Origin of the sequence: Pseudomonas sp. NFIX10, assembly GCF_900111955.1 — a bacterium.
GTDB classification, from domain to species: domain Bacteria; phylum Pseudomonadota; class Gammaproteobacteria; order Pseudomonadales; family Pseudomonadaceae; genus Aquipseudomonas; species Aquipseudomonas fluorescens_AA.
Genome location: NZ_FOKH01000042.1, coordinates 40018 through 61603 on the forward strand (window position 1 = coordinate 40018; position 21586 = coordinate 61603).

A 21586-nucleotide genomic window follows, 5' to 3' on the forward strand; every position below is an offset into this window, starting at 1 on the left:
TTGCGTGTTCGGCGCAATGGTCGCAAATCTGCGACAATCCGCCCCTGCATAAACCGACGACCCTTGCGTACCTGATGACTGACCAAGCCCCCGCTATCGACAAGCTGCTGAAAAACCTCGACCACGCCATGCTCGCCGACCGTCACCGGTTGCGGCGCCAGTTGCTCGAGCTGCGCAAGAAACCCGACGAGGCCAAGCTGGCCCAGTGGGTGACGCGCATGCAGGCGTCGTGCGACCAGGTGCTGGCGCGCAAGGCGAGCCTGCCGGTGATCCGCTATGACGACAATCTGCCGATCGCCGCCAAGCGCGACGAAATCAAGGAGGCGTTGCTCAAGCACCAGGTGCTGATCATCGCCGGCGAGACTGGCTCGGGCAAAACCACGCAGTTGCCGAAGATCTGCCTGGAAATCGGTCGTGGCCAGCACGGCTTGATCGGCCACACCCAACCGCGCCGGATCGCCGCCCGCAGCGTCGCAAGCCGTGTCGCCGAAGAACTGGCCACGCCGTTGGGGGCGCTGGTGGGTTATCAGGTGCGCTTCGAGGACCAGAGCGACGCCAACACCCTGATCAAGCTGATGACCGACGGTATCCTGCTGGCCGAGACCCAGAATGACCGCTACCTCGAGCGCTACGACACGATCATCGTCGACGAAGCCCACGAACGCAGCTTGAACATCGACTTCCTGCTCGGCTACCTCAAGACCCTGCTGCCGCGTCGCCCGGACCTGAAAGTCATCATCACCTCGGCGACCATCGACCTGGAGCGCTTTTCCAAGCACTTCGACGACGCGCCGATCGTGGAAGTCTCGGGTCGCACCTTCCCGGTGGAAACCTGGTATCGCCCGCTGACCCTGGAGCAGGACGAGGAGGGCAACCGGGTCGAGGACGATTTGACCGTTGACCAGGCGATCCTCGCCACTCTCGATGAAATCGCCGCCTACGAGCGTAGCGAGCGCCGCAGTCCTGGGGATGTGCTGGTGTTTCTGCCGGGCGAGCGGGAGATTCGCGACGCGGCGGAGATGCTGCGCAAGGCCCAGCTCAAACACACCGAGATCCTGCCGCTCTATGCGCGCTTGTCGCCGGCCGAACAGCAGCGGATCTTCCAGTCCCACCCAGGCCGGCGCGTGGTGCTGGCGACCAACGTCGCCGAAACCTCGCTCACCGTGCCGGGTATCCGCTACGTGATCGACAGCGGTACCGCGCGCATCAGCCGCTACAGCTACCGGGCCAAGGTCCAGCGCCTACCCATCGAAGCCATTTCCCAGGCCAGCGCCAACCAGCGCAAGGGTCGTTGCGGGCGGGTCGAGCCGGGGATTTGCGTGCGGTTGTACAGCGAGGAAGATTTTCTTGGGCGGCCGGAGTTCACCGATCCCGAGATCCTGCGCACCAACCTGGCGGCGGTGATCCTGCAGATGCTGCACCTGCGCCTCGGCGAGATCACCGATTTCCCGTTCATCGAACCGCCGGACGGCAAAGCCATCAGCGACGGTTTCAACCTGCTGCAAGAACTCTCGGCGGTGGACCGCAACAGTCAGCTGACCCCGCTCGGCCGGCAATTGGCGCGCTTGCCGGTGGACCCGCGCATGGGCCGCATGCTGCTGGAAGCGGCGAAGCTGGGCAGCCTGCAGGAAGTGTTGATCGTCGCCAGCGCCATGTCGATCCAGGACCCGCGCGAACGTCCGCCGGAGCGTCAGCAGGCGGCCGACCAGGCCCACGCCCAGTGGAAGGATCCGGATTCGGACTTCGCCGGGCTGGTCAACCTGTGGCGCGGTTTCGAAGAGCAGCGCCAGGCCTTGACCGCCAGCCCGCTGCGTAACTGGTGCCGCAAGAATTTCCTCAATTACCTGCGCCTGCGCGAATGGCGTGATTCCCATCGCCAGTTGAGCCTGATCTGCCGCGACATGCAGTTGAGCCTCAACAAGGACCCGGCCGACTACCCGAAACTGCACAAAGCGGTGCTCTCGGGCCTGCTCAGTCAGATCGGTCAGAAAACCGAAGACGGTGATTACCTCGGTGCTCGCCAGCGGCGGTTCTGGGTCCACCCCTCGTCGGGCCTGGGCAAGAAGCGGCCGCAGTGGCTGATGACCGCCGAGTTGGTGGAAACCACCAAGTTGTACGCGCGCATGGTGGCCAAGATCGAGCCGGACTGGATCGAACCGCTGGCCGGACACCTGATCAAGAAAAACCACTTCGAACCCCATTGGGAGAAGAAGCGCGGGCAAGTGGTGGCCTATGAGCAGATCACCCTGTTCGGGCTCATCGTCGTCGGCCGGCGGCCGGTGCACTACGGTCCGGTGGACCCGGTGGTGTCCCGTGAGCTGTTCATTCGCGAGGCGCTGGTGCGCGGCGAGATCCAGTCCAAGGCCAAGTGCCTGGGCGCCAATACCCGCTTGCTGGAGCAACTCGACGAACTGGAAGCCAAGGCCCGCCGCCGCGACATCCTGGCGGACGAAGAAACCCTGTTTGCGTTCTACGATGCGCGCTTGCCGGCCGAGATTCACCAGACCGCGACGTTCGACAGTTGGTATCGGATCAACAGCCAGAAAGACCCACAGTTGCTGATCATGCGTGAAGAAGACGTGCTCGCCCGCGAAGCCAGTGAAGTCACCGCAACGCATTACCCGGACACTTTGCGCGTCGGCGACCTGACCTTGCCGCTGAGCTACCACTTCGAGCCCAACCATCCCCGCGACGGCGTGACCTTGCGCGTGCCGGCGCCGTTGTTGCCGATGCTGCCGCCGGAGCGCCTGGAATGGCTGGTGCCGGGGATGATCGAGGCCAAGTGCATCGCCCTGGTGCGCAACCTGCCCAAGGCCTTGCGCAAGAACTTCGTGCCGGTACCGGACTTCGTCAAGGCCGCGCTGCAACGCATCACTTTTGCCGAAGGTTCGTTGCCCCAAGCCCTGGGCCGTGAGCTGCTGCGCATGACCGGTGCGCGGGTCAGCGACGAAGCCTGGGCGGAAGCCGCGCAGCAGGTGGAAAGCCACTTGCGCATGAACCTGGAAATTGTCGACGGCCAGGGCAAGTTCCTCGGCGAGGGCCGTGACCTGGCCGAGCTGACAGCACGCTTTGCCGAGGCCAGCCAGGCGGCCTTGGCCGTGCCGCAAACGGCGAAAAGCCAGGCACCGGTGGAAGCGAAGGTCTTCGCGCCGGTGGCCGAGAAAACCCAGCAGAAGATCGCCGGCCTGTCGATGACGGTCTATCCGGCGCTGGTGGAAGAGGGTGGCGTGGTCAAAGAAGGACGTTTCCCGACTCCGGCCGAAGCCGAATTCCAGCATCGCCGCGCCTTGCAGCGCTTGCTCATGCAGCAATTGGCCGAATCGGCCAAGTTCCTGCGGGGCAAGCTGCCGGGGCTGACGGAGCTGGGCCTGCTGTACCGCGACTTGGGCCGCATCGACGGCTTGGTGGAAGACATCCTGCTCGCCAGCCTCGACAGCTGTGTGCTCGAAGGTGAAGCGAGCCTGCCCCGCGACGGCGCCGCCCTCGCTGCCCTGGCCGAGCGCAAGCGCGGCGGCTGGACCGAACACGCCGAACGCCTGGCGAAGCTGACCCTGGACATCCTCAAGCTCTGGCATGGCCTGCAAAAACGCTTCAAGGGCAAGATCGACCTGGCCCAGGCCGTGGCGCTGAATGACATCAAGCAGCAGCTCAGTCACCTGGTGTACCCGGGCTTCGTGCGGGAAACCCCGCATCAGTGGCTCAAGGAGTTGCCGCGCTACCTCAAGGCCATCGAGCAACGCTTCGAGAAGCTGGGCAGCCAGGTGCAGAAGGACCGGGTCTGGAGCGGCGAACTGTCGAACCTCTGGGCCCAATACCAGGCCCGCGCCAGTAAACACGCCCAGGAAGGCAAGCGCGACCCGCAACTGGAACTGTACCGTTGGTGGCTGGAGGAATACCGGGTGTCACTGTTCGCCCAGCAACTGGGGACCAAGGTGCCGATTTCCGACAAGCGCCTGGGCAAGCAGTGGGGGTTGGTGGAGGGGTGATGGTCAAGGCCACCAAACCCTTGTGGGAGCGAGCTTGCTCGCGATTGCGTTGAATCAGTCAACATCAATGCAGGCTGAACCACCGCTATCGCGAGCAAGCTCGCTCCCACAGGTTTTGTGTCGTCAGTAAGGGAGAATGGGCCAAACCCCAGCGTTTATGGCAAACTTCGCGCCTATAAATGCCGGTTCCGTGGTTTTGAGCTTCAAGGCCACGGGCGGATCCGGAATAAAGCGATGCCAGGGCTGCTTCCCCGGATGGGAAAAGTCCCATTGTGTATTGGTACGTCGGTGCCAATACTTTCTGCCTGAACAGATCAGAGACACGACCCATGCATAACGTCGTCATCAGCGGCACCGGCCTGTACACCCCGGCCAACAGCATCTCCAACGAAGAGCTGGTGCAATCTTTCAATACCTATGTCGCGCAATTCAACGCCGACAACGCCGATGCCATCGAGCGCGGTGAAGTCGAGGCATTGACCGAATCCAACGCCGCGTTCATCGAAAAGGCCTCGGGCATCAAGAGCCGCTTTGTCATGGACAAGGACGGCATTCTCGATCCGCAACGCATGACTCCACGCCTGCCCGAGCGCTCCAACGACGAGTGGTCGGTGCTCTGCGAAATGGCCGTCGGCGCTGCGAAGCAGGCCCTGGAGCGCGCCGGCCGCACCGCCGCCGACATCGACGGTGTGATCGTCGCCTGTTCCAACCTGCAGCGTGCCTACCCGGCCATCGCCATCGAAGTCCAGGAAGCCCTGGGCATCGAAGGTTTCGGTTTCGACATGAACGTGGCCTGTTCCTCGGCGACCTTCGGTATCCAGGCCGCGGCCAACAGTGTGCAACTGGGTCAGGCCCGGGCGATCCTGATGGTCAACCCGGAAGTGTGCACCGGCCACCTGAACTTCCGTGACCGCGACAGCCACTTCATCTTCGGCGACGCGGCCACCGCCGTGATCATCGAGCGGGCGGACCTGGCGACCTCGCCGTACCAGTTCGACGTGGTCAGCACCAAGCTGCTCACCAAGTTTTCCAATAACATCCGCAACAACTTCGGCTTCCTCAACCGCGCCGCCGAAGAGGGCATCGGCAGCCGCGACAAGTTGTTCGTCCAGGAAGGCCGCAAAGTGTTCCGCGACGTTTGCCCGATGGTGGCCGAACTGATCGGTACCCATCTGGAAGAAAACCAGCTGAACGTTGGCGACGTGAAACGCTTCTGGCTGCACCAGGCCAACTTGAGCATGAACCACCTGATCGTGCGCAAACTGCTGGGACGCGAAGCCACCGAAGCGGAAGCCCCCGTGATTCTCGACCGCTACGCCAACACCAGTTCGGCCGGTTCGGTGATCGCGTTCCACAAATACCAGGATGACCTGCCCAGCGGCTCGGTCGCCGTCCTCAGTTCCTTCGGTGCCGGTTATTCGATTGGCAGCGTGATTTTGCGTAAGCATTGATCTGGTCTGGCTCAGCTTTGATCTGTGCCTTTTCAGTTTCTATCTGGGCTGGTTCAGCTTTTGTGGCGAGGGAGCTTGCTCCCGCTGGGCTGCGCAGCGGCCCCAGGATTTTGCGGTTGCTGCGCAACCGAGCGGGAGCAAGCTCCCTCGCCACAGAAAAATCATCAGCCCTTCCAGACAATGGGATGTTGAATGACGGTCACCGACGACACCCTCCTGCTCCAACGCCTCCTGGCCGGTGAGCAGCAGGCCTACAGGGAACTGGTCAGCGCCTACCAGAGCCCGATGCGTGCCGTGGCCTATGCCATCGTCGGCAGTCGCCATGTCGACGAAGTGGTGCAGGACGCCTGGCTGTCCGTGGTGCGCAATCTCAGTGGTTTCCAGGGGCGCTCCAGCCTCAAGACCTGGCTGTTGACTATCACGGCGAACGCCGCCAAGGGTCGCTACAAGCAGAACCGGCGGGAAGTGCTGCTCGATGATCTCCCGGCCCCCCACGGCACCCTCGGCGATGACCGTTTCGCCGCTGACGGCCATTGGCTGCTGGCGCCGTTCGCCTGGCACCAGGACACGCCCGAAGCGCTGCTCACGATGAGTGAATTGCGTGATTGCCTGGAGCACACGTTGCTCAGCCTGTCGGAACTGCAAGGCAGCGTGCTGACCCTGCGGGAACAGCAGGATCTGGAGCTGGACGAAATCTGTAATCTGCTGGGTATTTCACTCTCCAATGTACGTGTGCTGTTGCATCGTGCCCGACTGAAGGTCTTCGCGACTGTTGAACATTTCGAGGAAACCGGCGAATGCTGACCTGCAAGGAACAAGTGGCGCGCTCCAGCGATTATCTCGATGGACAGTTGAGTTTTCGTGAACGCCTGATGGTGCGTCATCACTTGATGTTCTGCCCCAATTGCCGACGTTTCATCCGTCAGATGCGCCTGATGCAGGCGACCCTCAAAAAACTGCCGCAACCACCGATTCCCGACCTGGATCACCTCGCCGAGAAACTCGCCGCCGAGCGTCGCAAAAACATCCGCTGACACCTGAGACATCACCCCCTCCCACAAGGGGCTTGCCGTTGTGCTGGTTATTCCCATTCGAAGTAAAAAGTTCCGCTGTCATAAAATCTTTATGTGATAGCAACTCGCCTGACACAACCGGTCGCCAACATCCCCTCCCAACACCAGCGGGCCCAGTTCCGCGTGTTTTCTAACGCATAGACTACCAACAGGGGAATTCTTCGATGATCCGTAAGCACTTCGCAGGTGTTGCCGCCAGCGCACTGGCAATGGCAGTAACCGCCCAGGCTTTCGCCGGCACCGTCACCACCGATGGCGCCGATATCGTGGTCAAAACCAAGGGCGGCCTCGAGGTCGCTACCACGGACAAAGAGTTCAGCTTCAAGCTCGGCGGTCGTTTGCAGGCTGACTACAGCCAGTTTGATGGGATCTACACCGACAACGGCAAATCGGCCGACGCTGCTTACTTCCGTCGCGCTTTCCTGGAGTTGTCCGGCGTGCTGTACACGGATTGGGCCTACACCATCAACTACGACATGTCCCACAACACCGGCGACTCCGACAACGGCTACTTCGACGAAGCGTCCCTGGCCTACAACGGCTTCAAGCCGGTGTCGATCAAGGTCGGTCGTTTCGACCCCGACTTCGGCCTGGAAAAAGCCACCAGCTCCAAGTGGGTGACCGCGCCTGAACGTAACGCCGCCTACGACCTGATCGACTGGGCCAACAGCCATCAGAACGGCCTGGGCATCCAGGCGTCCAGCACCTTCGCCGATTCGTTCTATGCTTCGGCCGGTGTGTTCAGCAAGGACACCGACGACACCGACGGCGACAGCGTCAAGCAGGTCAACGGTCGCTTCGTCTTCGCTCCGATGCACGAAGCTGGCAATGTATTGCACTTCGGTGTGAACGTAGCCTCCCGTGATGTCTCCGACACCGTGTTCGACGCTCGCTATCGCTCCCGCCTGGGCATGCGTGGCGTTGAAACCCTCGGCGGCAACGACGCCGGCCCTAACGGCAACCGTCCGGTACTGGGCGGCGCCAACAACTCGCCGGCCGGCTCCTACGACCGTGACACCGCGTTCGGCCTGGAAGCCGCGTGGGCCATGGGTCCGGCGTCGATCCAGGGTGAATACATCACCCGCAAGACCAAGGCTGATGCCGACGGCTTCGAAGACATCAAGGGCCACGGCTTCTATGTCCAGGGCGCCTACACCCTCACCGGTGAATCCCGCGGCTATAAAGTCGGCAAGTTCGACGCCATCAAGCCTCAGAACAAGTCCATCGGTGCCTGGGAAGTGTTCTACCGATTCGACAGCATGACCGTCGAAGACGACAACATCACCACCGCCAGCGCCACCCGTGACGTTGGCGATGCCGAAGCCAAGGTGCACAACCTGGGCGTGAACTGGTACGCCAACGAAGCGGTGAAAATCACCGGTGCCTACATCAAGGCCAAGACCGACAAGGTCACCAACGTCAATGGCGATGACGATGGCGACGGTTTCGTCGTCCGTGCCCAGTACGTGTTCTGAAACGCGCTGACTTGATGCAGAGCGTTTTCTTCATCCGTTAATGCTCCTTTTCAACCCCGCCCCTGGCGGGGTTTTTTTATGTGCGCTCGGTCAGGATCGGCGATACTCGTTCCATCCGTCGTCTGGCTCTCGAGGAATCGCATGCCGCTTCACGTCTTGGACAGCCTGTCCGCCATCGCGCCGCACGAGTGGGACGCGTTGGTGCCCGCCAACCAGCCTTTCCTGCGCCACGCCTTCCTTGGCACCCTGGAAGACAGCGCCAGCCTGGGGCCGCAATCCGGTTGGCAAGCCGAGCATTTGTTGCACATTGAAAACGGTCAACTGTTGGCGGCCTTGCCCAGTTACCGTAAGTGGCATTCCTACGGTGAATACGTGTTCGACCACGGCTGGGCCGATGCTTGCGCCCGCGCCGGCATCGATTACTACCCCAAACTGTTGACGGCGGTACCGTTCAGCCCGGTCAGTGGCCCGCGACTGTTGGCGGCGCGGGTGGAGGACGGTCTGGCGTTGCTGGGCAGCGTGCCCGGATACCTGGAAATCGAAGGGCTCTCCAGCGCCCACATCAACTTCACCGATGCCTTCACCGACACGGCGCTCGCTGGGCAAGAAGGCTGGCTGCAGCGGATCGGCTGCCAGTATCACTGGCAAAATCGCGGTTATCGCGACTTCCAAGATTTTCTCGATGCCCTCAGTTCCCGCAAGCGCAAGCAGATGCGCAAGGAACGCGAGCAAGTGGCGGGGCAGGGCATCGCGTTCGAATGGCTCGAAGGTCATCAGTTGGACGAGGCACAGTGGGATTTTGTCTACGCCTGTTACGCCAACACCTACGCGGTACGACGGCAGGCACCCTACTTGACCCGGGCATTCTTCAGCCTGCTGGCCGAACGCATGCCCGAGGCCATTCGCGTGGTGCTGGCCAAGCAAGGTTCACGGCCGGTGGCGATGGCGTTCAGCCTGGTGGGCGGTGACAGTTTCTATGGGCGGTATTGGGGCTGCCTGGCGGAGTTTGATCGCCTGCACTTCGAGACCTGTTTCTATCAAGGCATGGATTATGCGATTGCCCATGGCTTGCAGCGCTTCGATGCCGGCGCCCAGGGTGAGCACAAGTTGATTCGCGGGTTCGAGCCAGTGATTACCCGCTCATGGCATTACTTGCGTCATCCGGGGTTGAAAGCGGCGGTGGCGGATTTTCTCGTGCGCGAGCAAGAGGGGGTGTCGGCCTATGCCGAAGAGGCGAAAACAGCACTGCCTTATCGGCAGTGCTGATTTTTCGCGGGTGTGACTCAGCTGTCTTCGTTGCCCAGCCAGCGGTAAGTGACACCACCGATGACAGCACCCAGCAGCGGTGCTACCCAGAACAGCCACAGTTGCTCGATGGCCCAGCCGCCGACGATCAACGCCGGACCGGTACTGCGGGCCGGGTTGACGGACGTGTTGGTGACTGGAATCGAGATCAGATGAATGAGCGTCAGGGCCAGGCCGATGGCAATCGGTGCCAGCCCGGCCGGGGCACGTTTATCGGTGGCGCCGAGGATGATCAGGATGAACATCGCCGTCATGACCAGCTCGGTCACAAAACCTGCCGCCATCGAATAGCCACCGGGTGAATGCTCGCCGTAACCGTTCGATGCCAGGCCGGACGCGGTCAGGTCAAAGCCTTCCTTGCCGCTGGCGATGAAGTAGATCAGTGCCGCGGCCAGCACACCGCCGATGACCTGGGCGATGATGTAGGCCGGCAGTTCCCTGGCCGGAAACCGCCCGCCCACGTACAAACCCAGCGACACAGCCGGGTTCAGGTGGCAGCCGGAGATATGACCGATGGCGAACGCCATGGTCAACACCGTCAGGCCGAATGCCAGGGCAACCCCCAGCACGCCAATCCCGGAGGCAGCCAATACCGCGCTGCCGCAGCCGCCCAACACCAGCCAGAACGTACCCAACAACTCAGTCGTTGAACGTTTGAGTAAAGACATAAGCATCCTTGAAAAAACAGTCGTGATAATCGGTTATGCATCCAGCAGCATTACGACAGGTTCATCTCCAGAACCTGAGCTGAGTACAGCAGAGCGCGGCAACAAATCCAGCGCCATAAAAAACCGCCAGCGTCATGGACGGTGGCGGTTTTTGCCGTGGTCGGCGGGAGTATGTCGCGGCTGCTCGGGATGAATGGATCCTGGACAGATTTTTTCAGAAAGGCCGTAGTGCTGCACTGACCCTACTGTTTAAGCACAGACCCCTGTGTCAGGTAGGAATCAGTCAATCCCCACAAACCCCCCCGTCTGATGCTGCCACAGTCGCGCATACAACCCACCGTGGGCGAGCAATTCGGCATGGCTGCCGGTTTCGGCGATGCGGCCATTTTCCAGCACCACCAATCGGTCCATCCGGGCGATGGTGGAGAGGCGGTGGGCGATGGCGATCACGGTCTTGCCTTGCATCAGGGTTTCAAGGCTTTCCTGGATCGCCGCCTCGACTTCCGAGTCCAGCGCTGACGTCGCTTCGTCCATGATCAGAATCGGCGCATCCTTGAGCAGCACGCGCGCGATAGCGATGCGCTGGCGTTGGCCGCCGGACAGTTTCACCCCGCGCTCACCCACATGGGCATCGAAGCCGGTGCGACCTTCGGCGTCCGACAGCAATGGGATGAATTCATCGGCCCGGGCCTTGTGCACGGCTTCCCAGAGTTGCGCATCGGTGGCGTCGGGTTTGCCGTAGAGCAGGTTTTCGCGAATCGAGCGATGCAGCAGCGAGGTGTCCTGGGTGATCATGCCGATGCGCTCGCGCAGGCTTTCCTGGCCGACTTCGGCGATGTCCTGGCCGTCGATGAGGATGCGCCCGCCTTGCACGTCATAGAGGCGCAGCAGCAGATTGACCAAGGTGGATTTCCCCGCGCCGGACGGGCCGATCAGGCCGATTTTCTCGCCAGGCTTGATGGTCAGGTTGAGGTCGCCGATGACCCCGCTTTTCTTGCCATAGTGGAAATCCACATGCTCGAAACGCACCTCGCCGCGAGCCACCGCCAGGGGCTTGGCCTGGTCGCGGTCGGTGACACTGACCGGCTGGGCGATGGTCTGCAGGCCGTCCTGGACCATGCCGATGTTTTCGAAGATGCCGTTGACCACCCACATGATCCAGCCGGACATGTTGACGATGCGGATCACCAGCCCGGTCGCCAGGGCAATGGCGCCCACGCTGATCAGCGACTGGGTCCAGAGCCACAGGGCCAGCCCGGTGGTGCCGACGATCAGCAGCCCGTTCATGCTGGTGATGACCACGTCCATGCTGGTCACCACGCGGCCGGCCAACTGGGCTTTTTCGGTCTGCTCCTGGATGGCCTCGCGGGCGTATTGCTGTTCGAAATTGGTATGGGCGAACAGCTTCAGGGTGGTGATGTTGGTGTAGCCGTCGACGATCCGTCCCATGAGTTTGGAGCGGGCATCGGATGACACCACCGAGCGCTCCTTGACCCGTGGCACGAAATAGCAGAGTGCGCCGATGTAGGCGGCAATCCACATCAGCAGCGGGATCATCAGGCGCCAGTCGGCTTCGGCGAACAGCACCAGGGAACTGACGGCATAGATCAGCACGTGCCACAACGCATCCACGGCCTGTACTGCCGAGTCGCGCAGGGAGTTGCCGGTCTGCATGATGCGCTGGGCGATGCGCCCGGCGAAATCGTTCTGGAAGAAATTCAGGCTCTGCTTGAGCACGTAGCTGTGGTTCTGCCAGCGGATCAGGCTGGTCATGCCGGGGCTCAGGGTCTGGTGCACCAGCAGGTCATGCAAGGCCACGAAGATCGGCCGGAAAACCAGCGCCACCACGGCCATCCAGGCCAGTTCCAGGCCATGGACCTTGAAGAAGTCCACGTTGGGCGTGCCTTGGGTCAGGTCGATGATGCGGCTCAGGTAGCTGAACAGCGCCACTTCGATCAGCGCGCCGATCAGGCCAACCACCAGCAGCACGACGAAGCTGGGCCAGACCTGTTTCAGGTAATAGGTGTAGAAGGGCAGGACGCGGTTCGGCGGGGCCGAGCTCGGGGCGTCGCGGAAGATATCGATCAGTGTTTCGAAGCGGCGAAAAACCATCTGTAAATGCCCTGGCAGGGGCTCTCCTTTTTGCTAATGGGCGGTGCAGGATTGCCGCGCCGCCCAGGCTTGCCGTGTGCCGCTTCAGTCGATGCGCTTGGCCGACTTGATGAGCACAGGGTCGATCGGCACGTTTTGCATGCCTTGCTTGGTGGTGGTCTGGGAGTTGACGATGATGTCCACCACGTCCATGCCCTTGACCACCTTGGCGAACACCGCGTAGCCGGCGTCACGGCCCGGATCGAGGAAGGCGTTGTCGGCCACGTTGATGAAGAACTGGCTGGTGGCCGAGTCCGGGTTGGACGTGCGCGCCATCGACAAGGTGCCGCGAACGTTGTGCAGGCCATTGCTGGCTTCGTTCTTGATCGGTGCCTTGGTGTCTTTCTGTTGCATCTGTGCGGTAAAGCCGCCGCCCTGGGCCATGAAGCCCGGGATCACACGGTGGAAAATCGTGTTGTTGTAGAAACCACTGTCCACGTACTCGAGGAAGTTCTTGGTACTGATGGGGGCCTTGACCGGGTCCAGTTCGATTTCGATCTGGCCGTTGGTGGTGTCCAGCAATACATGGGGTGCCTTGGCGGGAGTCGCAGCCATTAGGTTGGCGGCAAACAATACGGTGCTGGCGGCAAGGGCGATTTTTTTCAGCATGGGGTCAGAGATCCTGAGTGGTGGAATCGGTTGCGGTCAAAAAGTCGAGCAGGGTTTGGTTGAAGCGTTCGGGTTGATCCAGCGGGGTAGCGTGCCGTGAATCGGCGATGACCACCAGGTGTGCATTGGGCAGCCGCTTTACATAGGCTTCTTTCAGCGCCACCGGGGTGTAGTCGTGGTCGGCGCAGATGACGAGGGTTGGACAGGCGACCTGTGAAAGTCGTTCCTGCACACCCCACCCCACGATTGCATCAAAGCTGGCGAGATAAGCACGTTTGTCGTTCTTTGCCCAGCGCCGGGCCATTTCCAGGCGTAACTCGGTTTGCTCGGGCTTGGGAAACAACTTGGCGCCCAGGGCCTTGCCGATGGTTTCCAGGCTGAGGATGCGCATCAGGCTCCAGCGCTTGAACCATTGCCAGCAATCGTCGGGCGTGCGGACCTTGACCTGCGGCGCGCTGTTGACGATGCACAGGCTCCTGATCCGTTCGGGCTCATCCACCGCCAATTGGAAACAGATCATGCCGCCCATGGACCAGCCCACCAAATGCACCGGACCCAGGTCCAGGTGATCGATCAGGGCGCTCAGGTCGGCGCTGAAACCTTTGATGCTGTAGCGCTCGCGGGGTTTGTCGGAGCGGCCATGACCGCGCACATCCATCACGATCAGGCGGTAGCGGGCGGACAATGCCGGGATCTGCTTTTCCCAGTCGCGGGTGCTGGAGCCCAGCCCATGGACCAGCACCAAGGGCGTGCCGTGGCCGTATTCCTCGTAATGCAGGTCGCATCCTTCGTGTGCAAAATAGGCCATCGGCGAAGTCCTTGTCAGGCTTGTTCAGGGGCGGCGAACGGCGCATCCAGCGGCGCGGTGTCGAAGGTGCGCAGCAGTTCGATCAGGATCTGCGTGGCCGGGCCCAAGGGTTTTTCCTTGTTTGAATACAGGTAGAAGCTCGGGTTGCGGCTGCCGCCCTGATCCAAGGGTAGACGTTTAAGCGTGCCGTCCCCCAGTTCCCGTTCGATCATGTGCCGGGGCAGCCAGGCGAAACCCAGGCCGCTGCCGACGAAGGTCGCGGCGGTGGCCAGGCTGCCGACGGTCCAGCGCTGCTCGGCACCGAGCCAGCCGACGTCCTTGGGTTGGTGGCGGCCGGAGTCGCGGATAACCACTTGCAGCTGGCTTTCCAGGTCCTGGAATGTCAGCTCGCGATTGAGCCGATGCAAGGCATGTTCGGGGTGGGCCACCGCGATGAACTCCACGTCGCTCAATTCCGCTCCCAGGTAACCGGGAATATTGAAGCTGCTGATGGCCAGGTCGGCCACGCCTTCGAGCAGCACCTCTTCCACCCCCGACAGCACTTCTTCACGTAGCCGTACCCGGCAGCCGCGGCTTTGTGGCATGAACGCCGTCAAGGCGCGCACGAGACGGGCGGTGGGGTAGGCGGCATCGACCACCAGGCGCACTTCCGCTTCCCAACCTTGCTCCATGTGATGGGCCAGGTCTTCCAGTTGGCTGGCCTGTTTCACCAGTTGCCGGGAGCGGCGCAGCAGTACGCCACCGGCTTCGGTCAGCACGGCCTTGCGCCCATCGATGCGCAGCAACGGCACGCCAAGCTGATCCTGCATGCGGGCCACGGTATAACTCACCGACGACTGGGAGCGATGCAGCACTTCGGCGGCCTGGGCGAAGCCGCCGTGATCCACCACGGCCTGCAATGTTCGCCATTGATCAAGGGTCACGCGGGGCGCTTTCATATTGAGCTCCTCTTGTCCTAAGCTGGCGGTCCCTTGGTGGAGACTGCCGAATGAAGAAAATCTGTTGTGCGGTGCTGGCCCTGTTGCCGCTGACTGCGTTTGCCTACCCTATCGATGTGGAAAAACACCTCAACGGCCTGAGCATCGACTACACCGCCTATGACACCGATGCCGACATCGGCTCTATCCAGGTCAACAACTACGGCAGCACCGACGCGGCCTGCACCGTGGTGTTCAACAACGGTCCCGAGGCACCGCGCACCCGCAAGATCGAAGTCGCCGCCGGCAAGTTCAAGAACGCCACGGCCAAGTTCAACCGCAACATCATCAAGCTGCGCATCAAGCTGACCTGTCAGCCGAAATAGCCGGCAACGGGGCAGGTGATCGTGCCTGCTCCGCTTATAAACGAAAATATCGATGCATTACAGCAGTTATTTGCGCTTTTTCATCGATATGCTCACGTTTAACCTTCATTCCATCGACTGACAACATTCTCAGATGGAGCCTACAAGCCATGTCCCGCGTTCTGATCATCGAAAGCAGTGCCCGCCAGCAAGACTCGGTTTCCCGTCAACTGACCCAGACCTTCATCAGCCAGTGGAAAGCTGCACACCCGGCCGACGACATCACCGTTCGCGACCTGGCCATCAATCCGGTGCCGCACCTGGATGCCAATCTGCTGGGTGGCTGGATGAAGCCTGTCGAGCAGCGCAACGATATCGAAAACGCCTCGCTGGAACGTTCGAACCAACTGACCGATGAACTGCTGGCCGCCGACGTACTGGTGATGGCTGCACCGATGTACAACTTCGCCATTCCCAGCACGTTGAAGGCGTGGCTCGACCATGTGCTGCGTGCCGGCGTGACGTTCAAATACACCCCAACCGGCCCCCAAGGCCTGCTGGCCGACAAGCGCGCCTTCGTGCTCACCGCCCGGGGCGGCATTCACGCCGGTGGCAGCACCGACCATCAGGAACCCTACCTGCGCCAAGTCATGGGCTTCATCGGCATCCACGACGTGACCTTCATCCATGCCGAAGGCATGAATCTGGGCGGCGATTTCCAGGAGAAGGGCCTGAATCAGGCCAACGCCAAATTGTCCCAGGTCGCCTGATCCGTTAATCCTCGGGTAATCGCCAGGTGGTCTAGTGACCTGGCGCTTCCCTTCAGCCGTTTTGCGCATCGAACCTCCCTTTGCACTTATTGCTCCTGAGTGCATCAGCCCGATTGAACGCTTTAGCGAGATCGGGCTTTTTTTTGCCTGCGATTGACTGGCCGCTGAAATGATCCTGTGGGAGCGGTGTGGTGAGCACAGTCTCGCGGTCACCGCCAAACCCTGTGGGAGCTGAGCTTGCTCGCGATGGCGGTGGGTCAGCTTGCATAGATTTATGAATGTACCGACGCCATCGCGAGCGAACTCGCCCCCAAAGCTCAAAACCGCTATCTTCGCCGCCATCCGAAACGAGGGGCGATATGGGCTATCTACTTTTTGTGACATTGATCCAGGCATTTTCCTTCAGCCTGATCGGCGAGTACCTGGCCGGACATGTGGACAGTTACTTCGCTGTACTGGTACGGGTCCTGTTGGCCGGGCTGGTGTTCATTCCGCTGACCCGCTGGCGCCAGGTGGAGCCGTCGTTCATGCGCGGCATGCTGTTGATCGGTGCCTTGCAGTTCGGCGTGACCTACGTCTGCCTGTACCTGAGCTTCCGAGTATTGACGGTGCCCGAGGTGCTGCTGTTCACCATCCTTACGCCTTTGCACGTGACCTTGATCGAGGATGCGCTGAACCGGCGCTTCAATCCCTGGGCGTTGATCGCGGCGCTGGTGGCCGTGGCCGGCGCGGCGGTGATTCGCTACGACCGGATCAACCCGGATTTCTTCATGGGCTTCTTGCTGCTGCAACTGGCCAACTTCACCTATGCGGCCGGGCAGGTGCTGTACAAGCATTTGGTCGCCCGTCACCCGAGCGACCTGCCGCACTACCGGCGTTTCGGCTATTTCTATCTCGGTGCGTTGATGGTGGCGTTGCCGGCATTCCTGCTGTTCGGCAAGGCCAATTTCTGGCCGGAAGCGCCGTTGCAATGGGGCGTGCTGGTGTTCCTCGGCCTGGTTTCCACCGCACTGGGGTTGTACTGGTGGAACAAAGGCGCCTGCCTGGTCAACGGCGGGACGCTGGCGGTGATGAACAACCTGCACGTGCCGGTGGGGCTGCTGCTGAACCTGCTGATCTGGAACCAGCACGAGGCCTTGGGGCGGTTGCTGCTGGGTGGGGCGGTGATACTGGCGGCGGTGTGGATCAGTCGGTTGGGGGTACGCCAGCCTCAGCCTGCACACTGAAACCCTTTGTGGGAGCGAGCTTGCTCGCGATGGCGGAGTGTCAGTCAGCATCTATGTTTCTGATACACCGTCATCGCGAGCAAGCTCGCTCCCACAGGATCTACCACAGGGGATCTGTGGTGGTTTCAGATCACCTGCTTCTGCGGCTCCGGCAGGTGACTCGCCCCCAACACCGCCGGCAACAGTCCCGAGCGCAAGTCCATGCCGCTGGGCTGCTGGTACAGGTTCAATCCGAACTCCGGCATCACCGCCAGCAGGTAATCGAAAATATCCCCCTGGATGCGTTCGTAGTCCGCCCACGCCGTGGTGCGGGTGAAGCAGTAGATTTCCAGTGGGATACCCTGGGCGGTGGTTTGCATCTGCCGGACCATGCAGGTCATGTTCGGCTGGATCTCCGGGTGGCTCTTCAAATAGGCCAGGGCATAGGCGCGGAAGGTGCCCAGGTTGGTCATCCGCCGGCGGTTGGCCGACATCGCCGCGACGTTGCCCTGGGCCTCGTTCCAGGCCTTGAGCTCGGCCTGCTTGCGGCCGATGTAGTCGGTCAGCAGGCGCACCTGGGTCAGGCGTTGTTCTTCTTCGTCATGCAGGAAGCGCACGCCGCTGGCATCGATGAACAGGCTGCGCTTGATCCGTCGCCCGCCGGACTGCTGCATGCCGCGCCAGTTCTTGAACGACTCGGACATCAGCCGCCAGGTCGGGATCGAGACGATGGTCTTGTCGAAGTTCTGCACCTTCACCGTGTGCAGTGTGATATCCACCACATCACCGTCGGCACCGACCTGGGGCATCTCGATCCAGTCGCCGACCCGCAGCATGTCATTGCTGGTCAGCTGCACGCTGGCGACGAATGACAGCAGGGTGTCCTTGTAGACCAACAGGATCACCGCCGACATCGCACCCAGGCCCGACAGCAGCAACAGCGGCGAACGGTCGATCAGCGTGGCGACGATGATGATCGCGCCAAACACATACAGCACCATCTTCGTCAGTTGCACGTAGCCCTTGATCGAGCGGGTACGCGCATGTTCGGTGCGGGCGTACACGTCCAGTAGGGCGCTGAGCAGGGCACTGAGGCTCAGCACCATGAACAGGATGGTGAACGCCAGGGCGACGTTGCCCAGGAAAATCATGCTGGTCTTGCTCAGTTCCGGCACCAGGTGCAAGCCGAACTGGATGATCAGTGACGGCGTCATCTGCGCCAGGCGATGGAAGACCTTGTTCTGGCGCAGGTCGTTGACCCAGTGCAGGGCCGGTTGACGTCCAAGCAGCTTGGCCGCGTGCAGGATCAGGTAGCGCGCCACCCGTCCCAACACCAGGGCGATGACCAGCAGCAACATCAGGGCGAGGCTGGAATGCAGGAGCGGGTGCTGGTCAAGGGCACCCCAGAGGTCTTGGATGTTGACCCAGAGTTGTTTGATGTCCATGGACGAAACGGTTCTTCTATAAAGACGCGACGGGACGATTAGAGCATTTAAGCCCGGTCAAGTGACCGTCGATGACAAATCGGCTTATAAAAATGCACCGATTTACCGCCGTTTGTATAAAGAAACTCGGCCTTGGCGCTCGAAACCGTTACCCTATGCAGCTGTTTTTTTGCATTTCTTCGAGGTAGCACCCGTGTTTTCCCAATTCGCCCTGCACGAACGCCTGCTCAAAGCCGTGGCCGAGCTTAAATTTGTCGAGCCAACGCCGGTGCAGGCAGCGGCTATTCCGCTCGCGCTCCAGGGGCGTGACCTGCGGGTGACGGCGCAAACCGGCAGCGGCAAGACCGCCGCGTTCGTGCTGCCGATCCTCAACCGCCTGATCGGCCCGGCCAAGGTCCGCGTCAGCATCAAGACCCTGATCCTGCTGCCGACCCGCGAACTGGCCCAGCAGACCTTGAAGGAAGTGGAGCGCTTCTCGCAATTCACCTTCATCAAGTCCGGCCTGATCACCGGCGGCGAAGACTTCAAGGTCCAGGCCGCCATGTTGCGCAAGGTGCCGGACATTCTGATCGGCACGCCGGGGCGGATGATCGAGCAGTTGAACGCCGGCAATCTCGACCTCAAGGAAGTCGAAGTGCTGGTGCTGGACGAGGCCGATCGCATGCTGGACATGGGCTTTGCCGAAGACGTGCAGCGCCTGGTGGACGAATGCGTCAATCGCCAGCAAACCATGCTGTTCTCCGCCACCACCGGCGGTTCGGGCCTGCGCGAGATGATCGCCAAGGTGTTGAACAACCCTGAGCACTTGCAGCTCAACGCGGTCAGCCAACTGAATTCCACCACCCGCCAGCAGATCATTACCGCCGACCACAACCAGCACAAAGAACAGATCGTCAACTGGTTGCTGGCCAACGAAACCTACGAAAAAGCCATCGTGTTCACCAACACCCGGGCCATGGCCGACCGCATCTACGGTCGCCTGGTGGCCCAGGAATACAAGGCGTTCGTGCTGCACGGCGAGAAAGACCAGAAGGACCGCAAGCTGGCCATCGACCGCCTCAAGCAGGGCGGCGTGAAAATCCTCGTCGCCACCGATGTCGCCGCCCGCGGCCTGGACGTGGATGGCCTGGACATGGTCATCAACTTCGACATGCCCCGTAGCGGCGACGAATACGTGCACCGCATCGGTCGCACCGGCCGCGCCGGCAATGACGGCCTGGCGATTTCGCTGATCTGCCACGGCGATTGGAACCTGATGTCGAGCATCGAGCGCTACCTCAAGCAGAGCTTCGAGCGCCGCACCATCAAGGAAGTCAAAGGCACCTACGGCGGACCGAAAAAGGTCAAGGCCTCGGGCAAGGCCGTGGGTGTGAAAAAGAAAAAGGTCGACGCCAAGGGCGACAAGAAGAAAACCGGCGCCAAGGCCCCGACCAAGCGCAAGACTGCCAACCGCCCGAAGACCGACGCCCCGTCGCTGGTCAGCAAGGACGGCATGGCCCCGCTCAAGCGCCGCAAGCCAGAGGCGCCTGCGGCTGAGTGAAGCGGCGGTAGTGCTTCATGAAAAAACCGGACCTTGGGTCCGGTTTTTTTATGGGTGAAACTCAATCTGCAATTCGGCCAGGACCTGTGGCAAGGGGGATTTGTGGGAGCAAAGCTTGCTCGCGACACAGACGCCTCGATTTCTGAAAAACCGCATCGCCTTCATCGCGGGCAAGCCTTGCTCCCACAAATGTACCCTCGCCACAAAAGCAGGCTGTGGTTAATCACCCAGCCTTCTTCTCCGCCTGCTTCAACTCTTCCAGACGCTTATCGATCAACTGGCACTTATCCGGCAGATCCTTGCTGGCGGTCTCCAGGTTCATGGCCTGCAACTCATCATTGATTTCCTTGGCCTTGGCCGGATTCTGTTCGGTGAGCTTGGACACTTCCTGGGCCAGCTGTTCACGTTTGAGGGTGGCTTCGTCAGGCGTGCAAGCCCAGGCGGGCAGGGCGCAGGTCAGGGTGGCTGCGAGGGTGAGTTTCAAGAGGGTTTTCATGGCAGGGCCTCGTATTCCTTGTTGGGCAGGTAATGGGTTGAGGCCGGTCTCGGGTGGAAAGTTCATTGGCCACCGTCCTGATGGCTTTCTTTTTCGCAATTCCCTCGCCGATATTAAACCGTCGTCTACCATGGAAAATGTGACAGGTAGCGCTGTACCTGCAACGCTGGAGTGCTCCTGTTCAGATGTTGGATCTTCATCAACTCAAAGGAATGAAAGCAATGAGCCTTAGAGCGATATCCAGTCGGCTGGTGTTGTGCCTGTGTAGTTTATTCGCGGTCTCATCAAGTTATGCAGAAAGTGTGGTCATCGCCACTCCGCAAAGAGGTGTGGGGATCGAAGTGGACGTATTCGACAGTCCTGATGCCCTCAATGGAAAACCGTCTGCAGCCAGCAACGTGCCATCCACTTCGGTTGGGTTGTTTACACCCGCGGTGCAATCGTTCAAAGGCAAGATGTATATGTTCTGGGTCAGCGATAGCGATACCGCTCATATCTATTTTTCCACTTCGGCGCAGGGAAATAACTGGTCTGCCCCACAGTCCATCCCCGTCGCCAATATCTTGGGTAATGTTTCAGTCACGGTGTTCAAGCAAAAGCTGATACTGACCTTTACCGACCAGGCTCAAATAAATAGCATCAGTTCCGAAGATGGCATGACTTGGTCCGACGCTAGCCCTGTCACGGCCTCCAGTGATGCGGCCTATAACAGTCCTGTGGTGTACAACGGACAATTGTTTGTCTTCTACTGCGAGGAGGACGACGACACGGTTTACTACGTGACCTCGGACGATGGTCTTCAGTGGAGTCAGCCAAATCTCGGGTTCAAGGCAAACGCTTACAGGGTCCTGAGCATAGTGCCGGTGGTATATAACGGTGAACTGTTGCTTTACTACTCTTATGACGTTGGCCATTTGGCCGTGCGTGCTTACGACCGCAGTGCTCAGTGGGGCGATGAGCAAACGCTGTCGGGAGTGTCAGGTTTTTTGTGTGCGGGCCGGTAACGGCCTGCCGTTAGGCAGACCTTCATTTACCACGTCGGCCTGATGAACCGGTCCCCGTACAGGATCGCGAATTGATTCATGGCACTTTTCCAGTCGTGGGCCGCACTGCCCCAGTTCGCCGTGATATTGCGCAAGCCCAGCCAGATTAATTTGATTGCAGCGTCATCGGTTGGGAAGTGTCCTCTCGTTTTAATGATCTTGCGCAGTTGAGCGTTGATGCTTTCGATTGCATTGGTCGTGTAGATCACTTTTCGAATGGCCGGTGGGAAAACAAAAAATGGGACGACTCGATCCCAGGCGCGTCGCCAGGCAGCCACG

The 21586-nt window shown here is 60.8% G+C and carries 19 protein-coding genes; 11 read left to right on the forward strand and 8 right to left on the reverse strand.

Annotation, left to right across the window (positions count from 1 at the left end; translation table 11 throughout):
• Positions 1-74: 74 nt before the first annotated feature.
• From hrpA to BM321_RS27390, 6 genes are all read left to right on the forward strand, one after another.
• Positions 75-3986: an ATP-dependent RNA helicase HrpA gene (gene hrpA, locus BM321_RS27365; protein ID WP_092446029.1), complete on the forward strand. Its 3912-nt coding sequence runs from the start codon at positions 75-77 to the stop codon at positions 3984-3986.
• A gap of 329 nt (positions 3987-4315) precedes the next feature.
• On the forward strand, positions 4316-5437 hold the full coding sequence (locus BM321_RS27370; protein WP_092333138.1) for a beta-ketoacyl-ACP synthase III: 1122 nt from the start codon (positions 4316-4318) through the stop codon (positions 5435-5437).
• A gap of 192 nt (positions 5438-5629) precedes the next feature.
• Positions 5630-6241, forward strand: coding sequence for an RNA polymerase sigma factor (locus BM321_RS27375; RefSeq protein WP_060738720.1), 612 nt, complete (start codon positions 5630-5632; stop codon positions 6239-6241).
• Entirely contained in the window at positions 6235-6471 is a 237-nt protein-coding gene (locus tag BM321_RS27380) for an anti-sigma factor family protein (RefSeq protein ID WP_018607575.1), read from the forward strand. Before BM321_RS27375 ends, BM321_RS27380 begins: the two co-directional genes overlap by 7 nt.
• A 203-nt stretch (positions 6472-6674) precedes the next feature.
• Positions 6675-7985: an OprO/OprP family phosphate-selective porin gene (locus BM321_RS27385; protein WP_092446031.1), complete on the forward strand. Its 1311-nt coding sequence runs from the start codon at positions 6675-6677 to the stop codon at positions 7983-7985.
• A 141-nt stretch (positions 7986-8126) separates the two neighbouring features.
• Positions 8127-9251 (forward strand): GNAT family N-acetyltransferase, encoded by a 1125-nt coding sequence (locus BM321_RS27390; protein ID WP_092446033.1) that lies wholly within the window; start codon positions 8127-8129, stop codon positions 9249-9251.
• A 17-nt stretch (positions 9252-9268) separates the two neighbouring features.
• On the opposite strand, the gene aqpZ is transcribed toward BM321_RS27390, so the two are convergent.
• The 5 genes from aqpZ to BM321_RS27415 form a co-directional block, all read right to left on the reverse strand.
• Positions 9269-9958 carry an aquaporin Z gene (aqpZ, locus tag BM321_RS27395; protein ID WP_092446035.1) on the reverse strand — a complete coding sequence of 230 codons (690 nt, stop codon included), beginning with the start codon at positions 9956-9958 and terminating at the stop codon, positions 9269-9271.
• Positions 9959-10237: 279 nt separating this feature from the next.
• Positions 10238-12070, reverse strand: coding sequence for an ABC transporter ATP-binding protein (locus tag BM321_RS27400; protein ID WP_092446037.1), 1833 nt, complete (start codon positions 12068-12070; stop codon positions 10238-10240).
• Between the two features lie 84 nt (positions 12071-12154).
• On the reverse strand, positions 12155-12718 hold the full coding sequence (locus BM321_RS27405) for a peptidylprolyl isomerase (protein ID WP_092446039.1): 564 nt from the start codon (positions 12716-12718) through the stop codon (positions 12155-12157).
• 4 nt (positions 12719-12722) lie between these two features.
• On the reverse strand, positions 12723-13526 hold the full coding sequence (locus tag BM321_RS27410) for an alpha/beta fold hydrolase (protein WP_092446041.1): 804 nt from the start codon (positions 13524-13526) through the stop codon (positions 12723-12725).
• Between the two features lie 14 nt (positions 13527-13540).
• Positions 13541-14464, reverse strand: a complete 924-nt coding sequence (locus BM321_RS27415; RefSeq protein ID WP_092446043.1) for a PA3225 family LysR-type transcriptional regulator — start codon at positions 14462-14464, stop codon at positions 13541-13543.
• A 50-nt stretch (positions 14465-14514) separates the two neighbouring features.
• On the opposite strand from BM321_RS27415, the gene BM321_RS27420 reads away from it, so the two are divergent.
• The 3 genes from BM321_RS27420 (at position 14515) to BM321_RS27430 (ending at position 16804) form a co-directional block, all read left to right on the forward strand.
• Positions 14515-14829, forward strand: coding sequence for a 3-phosphoglycerate kinase (locus BM321_RS27420; RefSeq protein ID WP_092446045.1), 315 nt, complete (start codon positions 14515-14517; stop codon positions 14827-14829).
• Between the two features lie 149 nt (positions 14830-14978).
• A complete protein-coding gene (locus tag BM321_RS27425; protein WP_092204640.1) occupies positions 14979-15578 on the forward strand; it encodes an FMN-dependent NADH-azoreductase in 600 nt (199 codons plus the stop codon).
• A gap of 359 nt (positions 15579-15937) precedes the next feature.
• Entirely contained in the window at positions 15938-16804 is an 867-nt protein-coding gene (locus tag BM321_RS27430; RefSeq protein WP_092446047.1) for a carboxylate/amino acid/amine transporter, read from the forward strand.
• A gap of 125 nt (positions 16805-16929) precedes the next feature.
• On the opposite strand, the gene BM321_RS27435 is transcribed toward BM321_RS27430, so the two are convergent.
• Positions 16930-18228 carry a mechanosensitive ion channel family protein gene (locus BM321_RS27435; protein WP_060738710.1) on the reverse strand — a complete coding sequence of 433 codons (1299 nt, stop codon included), beginning with the start codon at positions 18226-18228 and terminating at the stop codon, positions 16930-16932.
• 193 nt (positions 18229-18421) lie between these two features.
• On the opposite strand from BM321_RS27435, the gene BM321_RS27440 reads away from it, so the two are divergent.
• A complete protein-coding gene (locus BM321_RS27440) occupies positions 18422-19768 on the forward strand; it encodes a DEAD/DEAH box helicase (protein ID WP_060738709.1) in 1347 nt (448 codons plus the stop codon).
• A 223-nt stretch (positions 19769-19991) separates the two neighbouring features.
• Here BM321_RS27440 and BM321_RS27445 read toward each other — a convergent pair whose 3' ends face one another.
• Positions 19992-20264 carry a hypothetical protein gene (locus BM321_RS27445; RefSeq protein WP_092254920.1) on the reverse strand — a complete coding sequence of 91 codons (273 nt, stop codon included), beginning with the start codon at positions 20262-20264 and terminating at the stop codon, positions 19992-19994.
• Positions 20265-20485: 221 nt separating this feature from the next.
• On the opposite strand from BM321_RS27445, the gene BM321_RS27450 reads away from it, so the two are divergent.
• Entirely contained in the window at positions 20486-21268 is a 783-nt protein-coding gene (locus BM321_RS27450) for a sialidase family protein (RefSeq protein WP_092446049.1), read from the forward strand.
• A 26-nt stretch (positions 21269-21294) separates the two neighbouring features.
• On the opposite strand, the gene BM321_RS27455 is transcribed toward BM321_RS27450, so the two are convergent.
• The coding region (locus BM321_RS27455; RefSeq protein WP_139230455.1) for a transposase at positions 21295-21586 on the reverse strand (292 nt) is incomplete at its 5' end.

Coding starts and splice junctions, on each gene's coding strand:
- hrpA (WP_092446029.1), top strand. CDS start 75: ATGACTGACCAAGCCCCCGCTATCGACAAGCTGCTGAAAAACCTCGAC.
- BM321_RS27370 (WP_092333138.1), top strand. CDS start 4,316: ATGCATAACGTCGTCATCAGCGGCACCGGCCTGTACACCCCGGCCAAC.
- BM321_RS27375 (WP_060738720.1), top strand. CDS start 5,630: ATGACGGTCACCGACGACACCCTCCTGCTCCAACGCCTCCTGGCCGGT.
- BM321_RS27380 (WP_018607575.1), top strand. CDS start 6,235: ATGCTGACCTGCAAGGAACAAGTGGCGCGCTCCAGCGATTATCTCGAT.
- BM321_RS27385 (WP_092446031.1), top strand. CDS start 6,675: ATGATCCGTAAGCACTTCGCAGGTGTTGCCGCCAGCGCACTGGCAATG.
- BM321_RS27390 (WP_092446033.1), top strand. CDS start 8,127: ATGCCGCTTCACGTCTTGGACAGCCTGTCCGCCATCGCGCCGCACGAG.
- aqpZ (WP_092446035.1), bottom strand. CDS start 9,958: ATGTCTTTACTCAAACGTTCAACGACTGAGTTGTTGGGTACGTTCTGG.
- BM321_RS27400 (WP_092446037.1), bottom strand. CDS start 12,070: ATGGTTTTTCGCCGCTTCGAAACACTGATCGATATCTTCCGCGACGCC.
- BM321_RS27405 (WP_092446039.1), bottom strand. CDS start 12,718: ATGCTGAAAAAAATCGCCCTTGCCGCCAGCACCGTATTGTTTGCCGCC.
- BM321_RS27410 (WP_092446041.1), bottom strand. CDS start 13,526: ATGGCCTATTTTGCACACGAAGGATGCGACCTGCATTACGAGGAATAC.
- BM321_RS27415 (WP_092446043.1), bottom strand. CDS start 14,464: ATGAAAGCGCCCCGCGTGACCCTTGATCAATGGCGAACATTGCAGGCC.
- BM321_RS27420 (WP_092446045.1), top strand. CDS start 14,515: ATGAAGAAAATCTGTTGTGCGGTGCTGGCCCTGTTGCCGCTGACTGCG.
- BM321_RS27425 (WP_092204640.1), top strand. CDS start 14,979: ATGTCCCGCGTTCTGATCATCGAAAGCAGTGCCCGCCAGCAAGACTCG.
- BM321_RS27430 (WP_092446047.1), top strand. CDS start 15,938: ATGGGCTATCTACTTTTTGTGACATTGATCCAGGCATTTTCCTTCAGC.
- BM321_RS27435 (WP_060738710.1), bottom strand. CDS start 18,228: ATGGACATCAAACAACTCTGGGTCAACATCCAAGACCTCTGGGGTGCC.
- BM321_RS27445 (WP_092254920.1), bottom strand. CDS start 20,264: ATGAAAACCCTCTTGAAACTCACCCTCGCAGCCACCCTGACCTGCGCC.
- BM321_RS27450 (WP_092446049.1), top strand. CDS start 20,486: ATGAGCCTTAGAGCGATATCCAGTCGGCTGGTGTTGTGCCTGTGTAGT.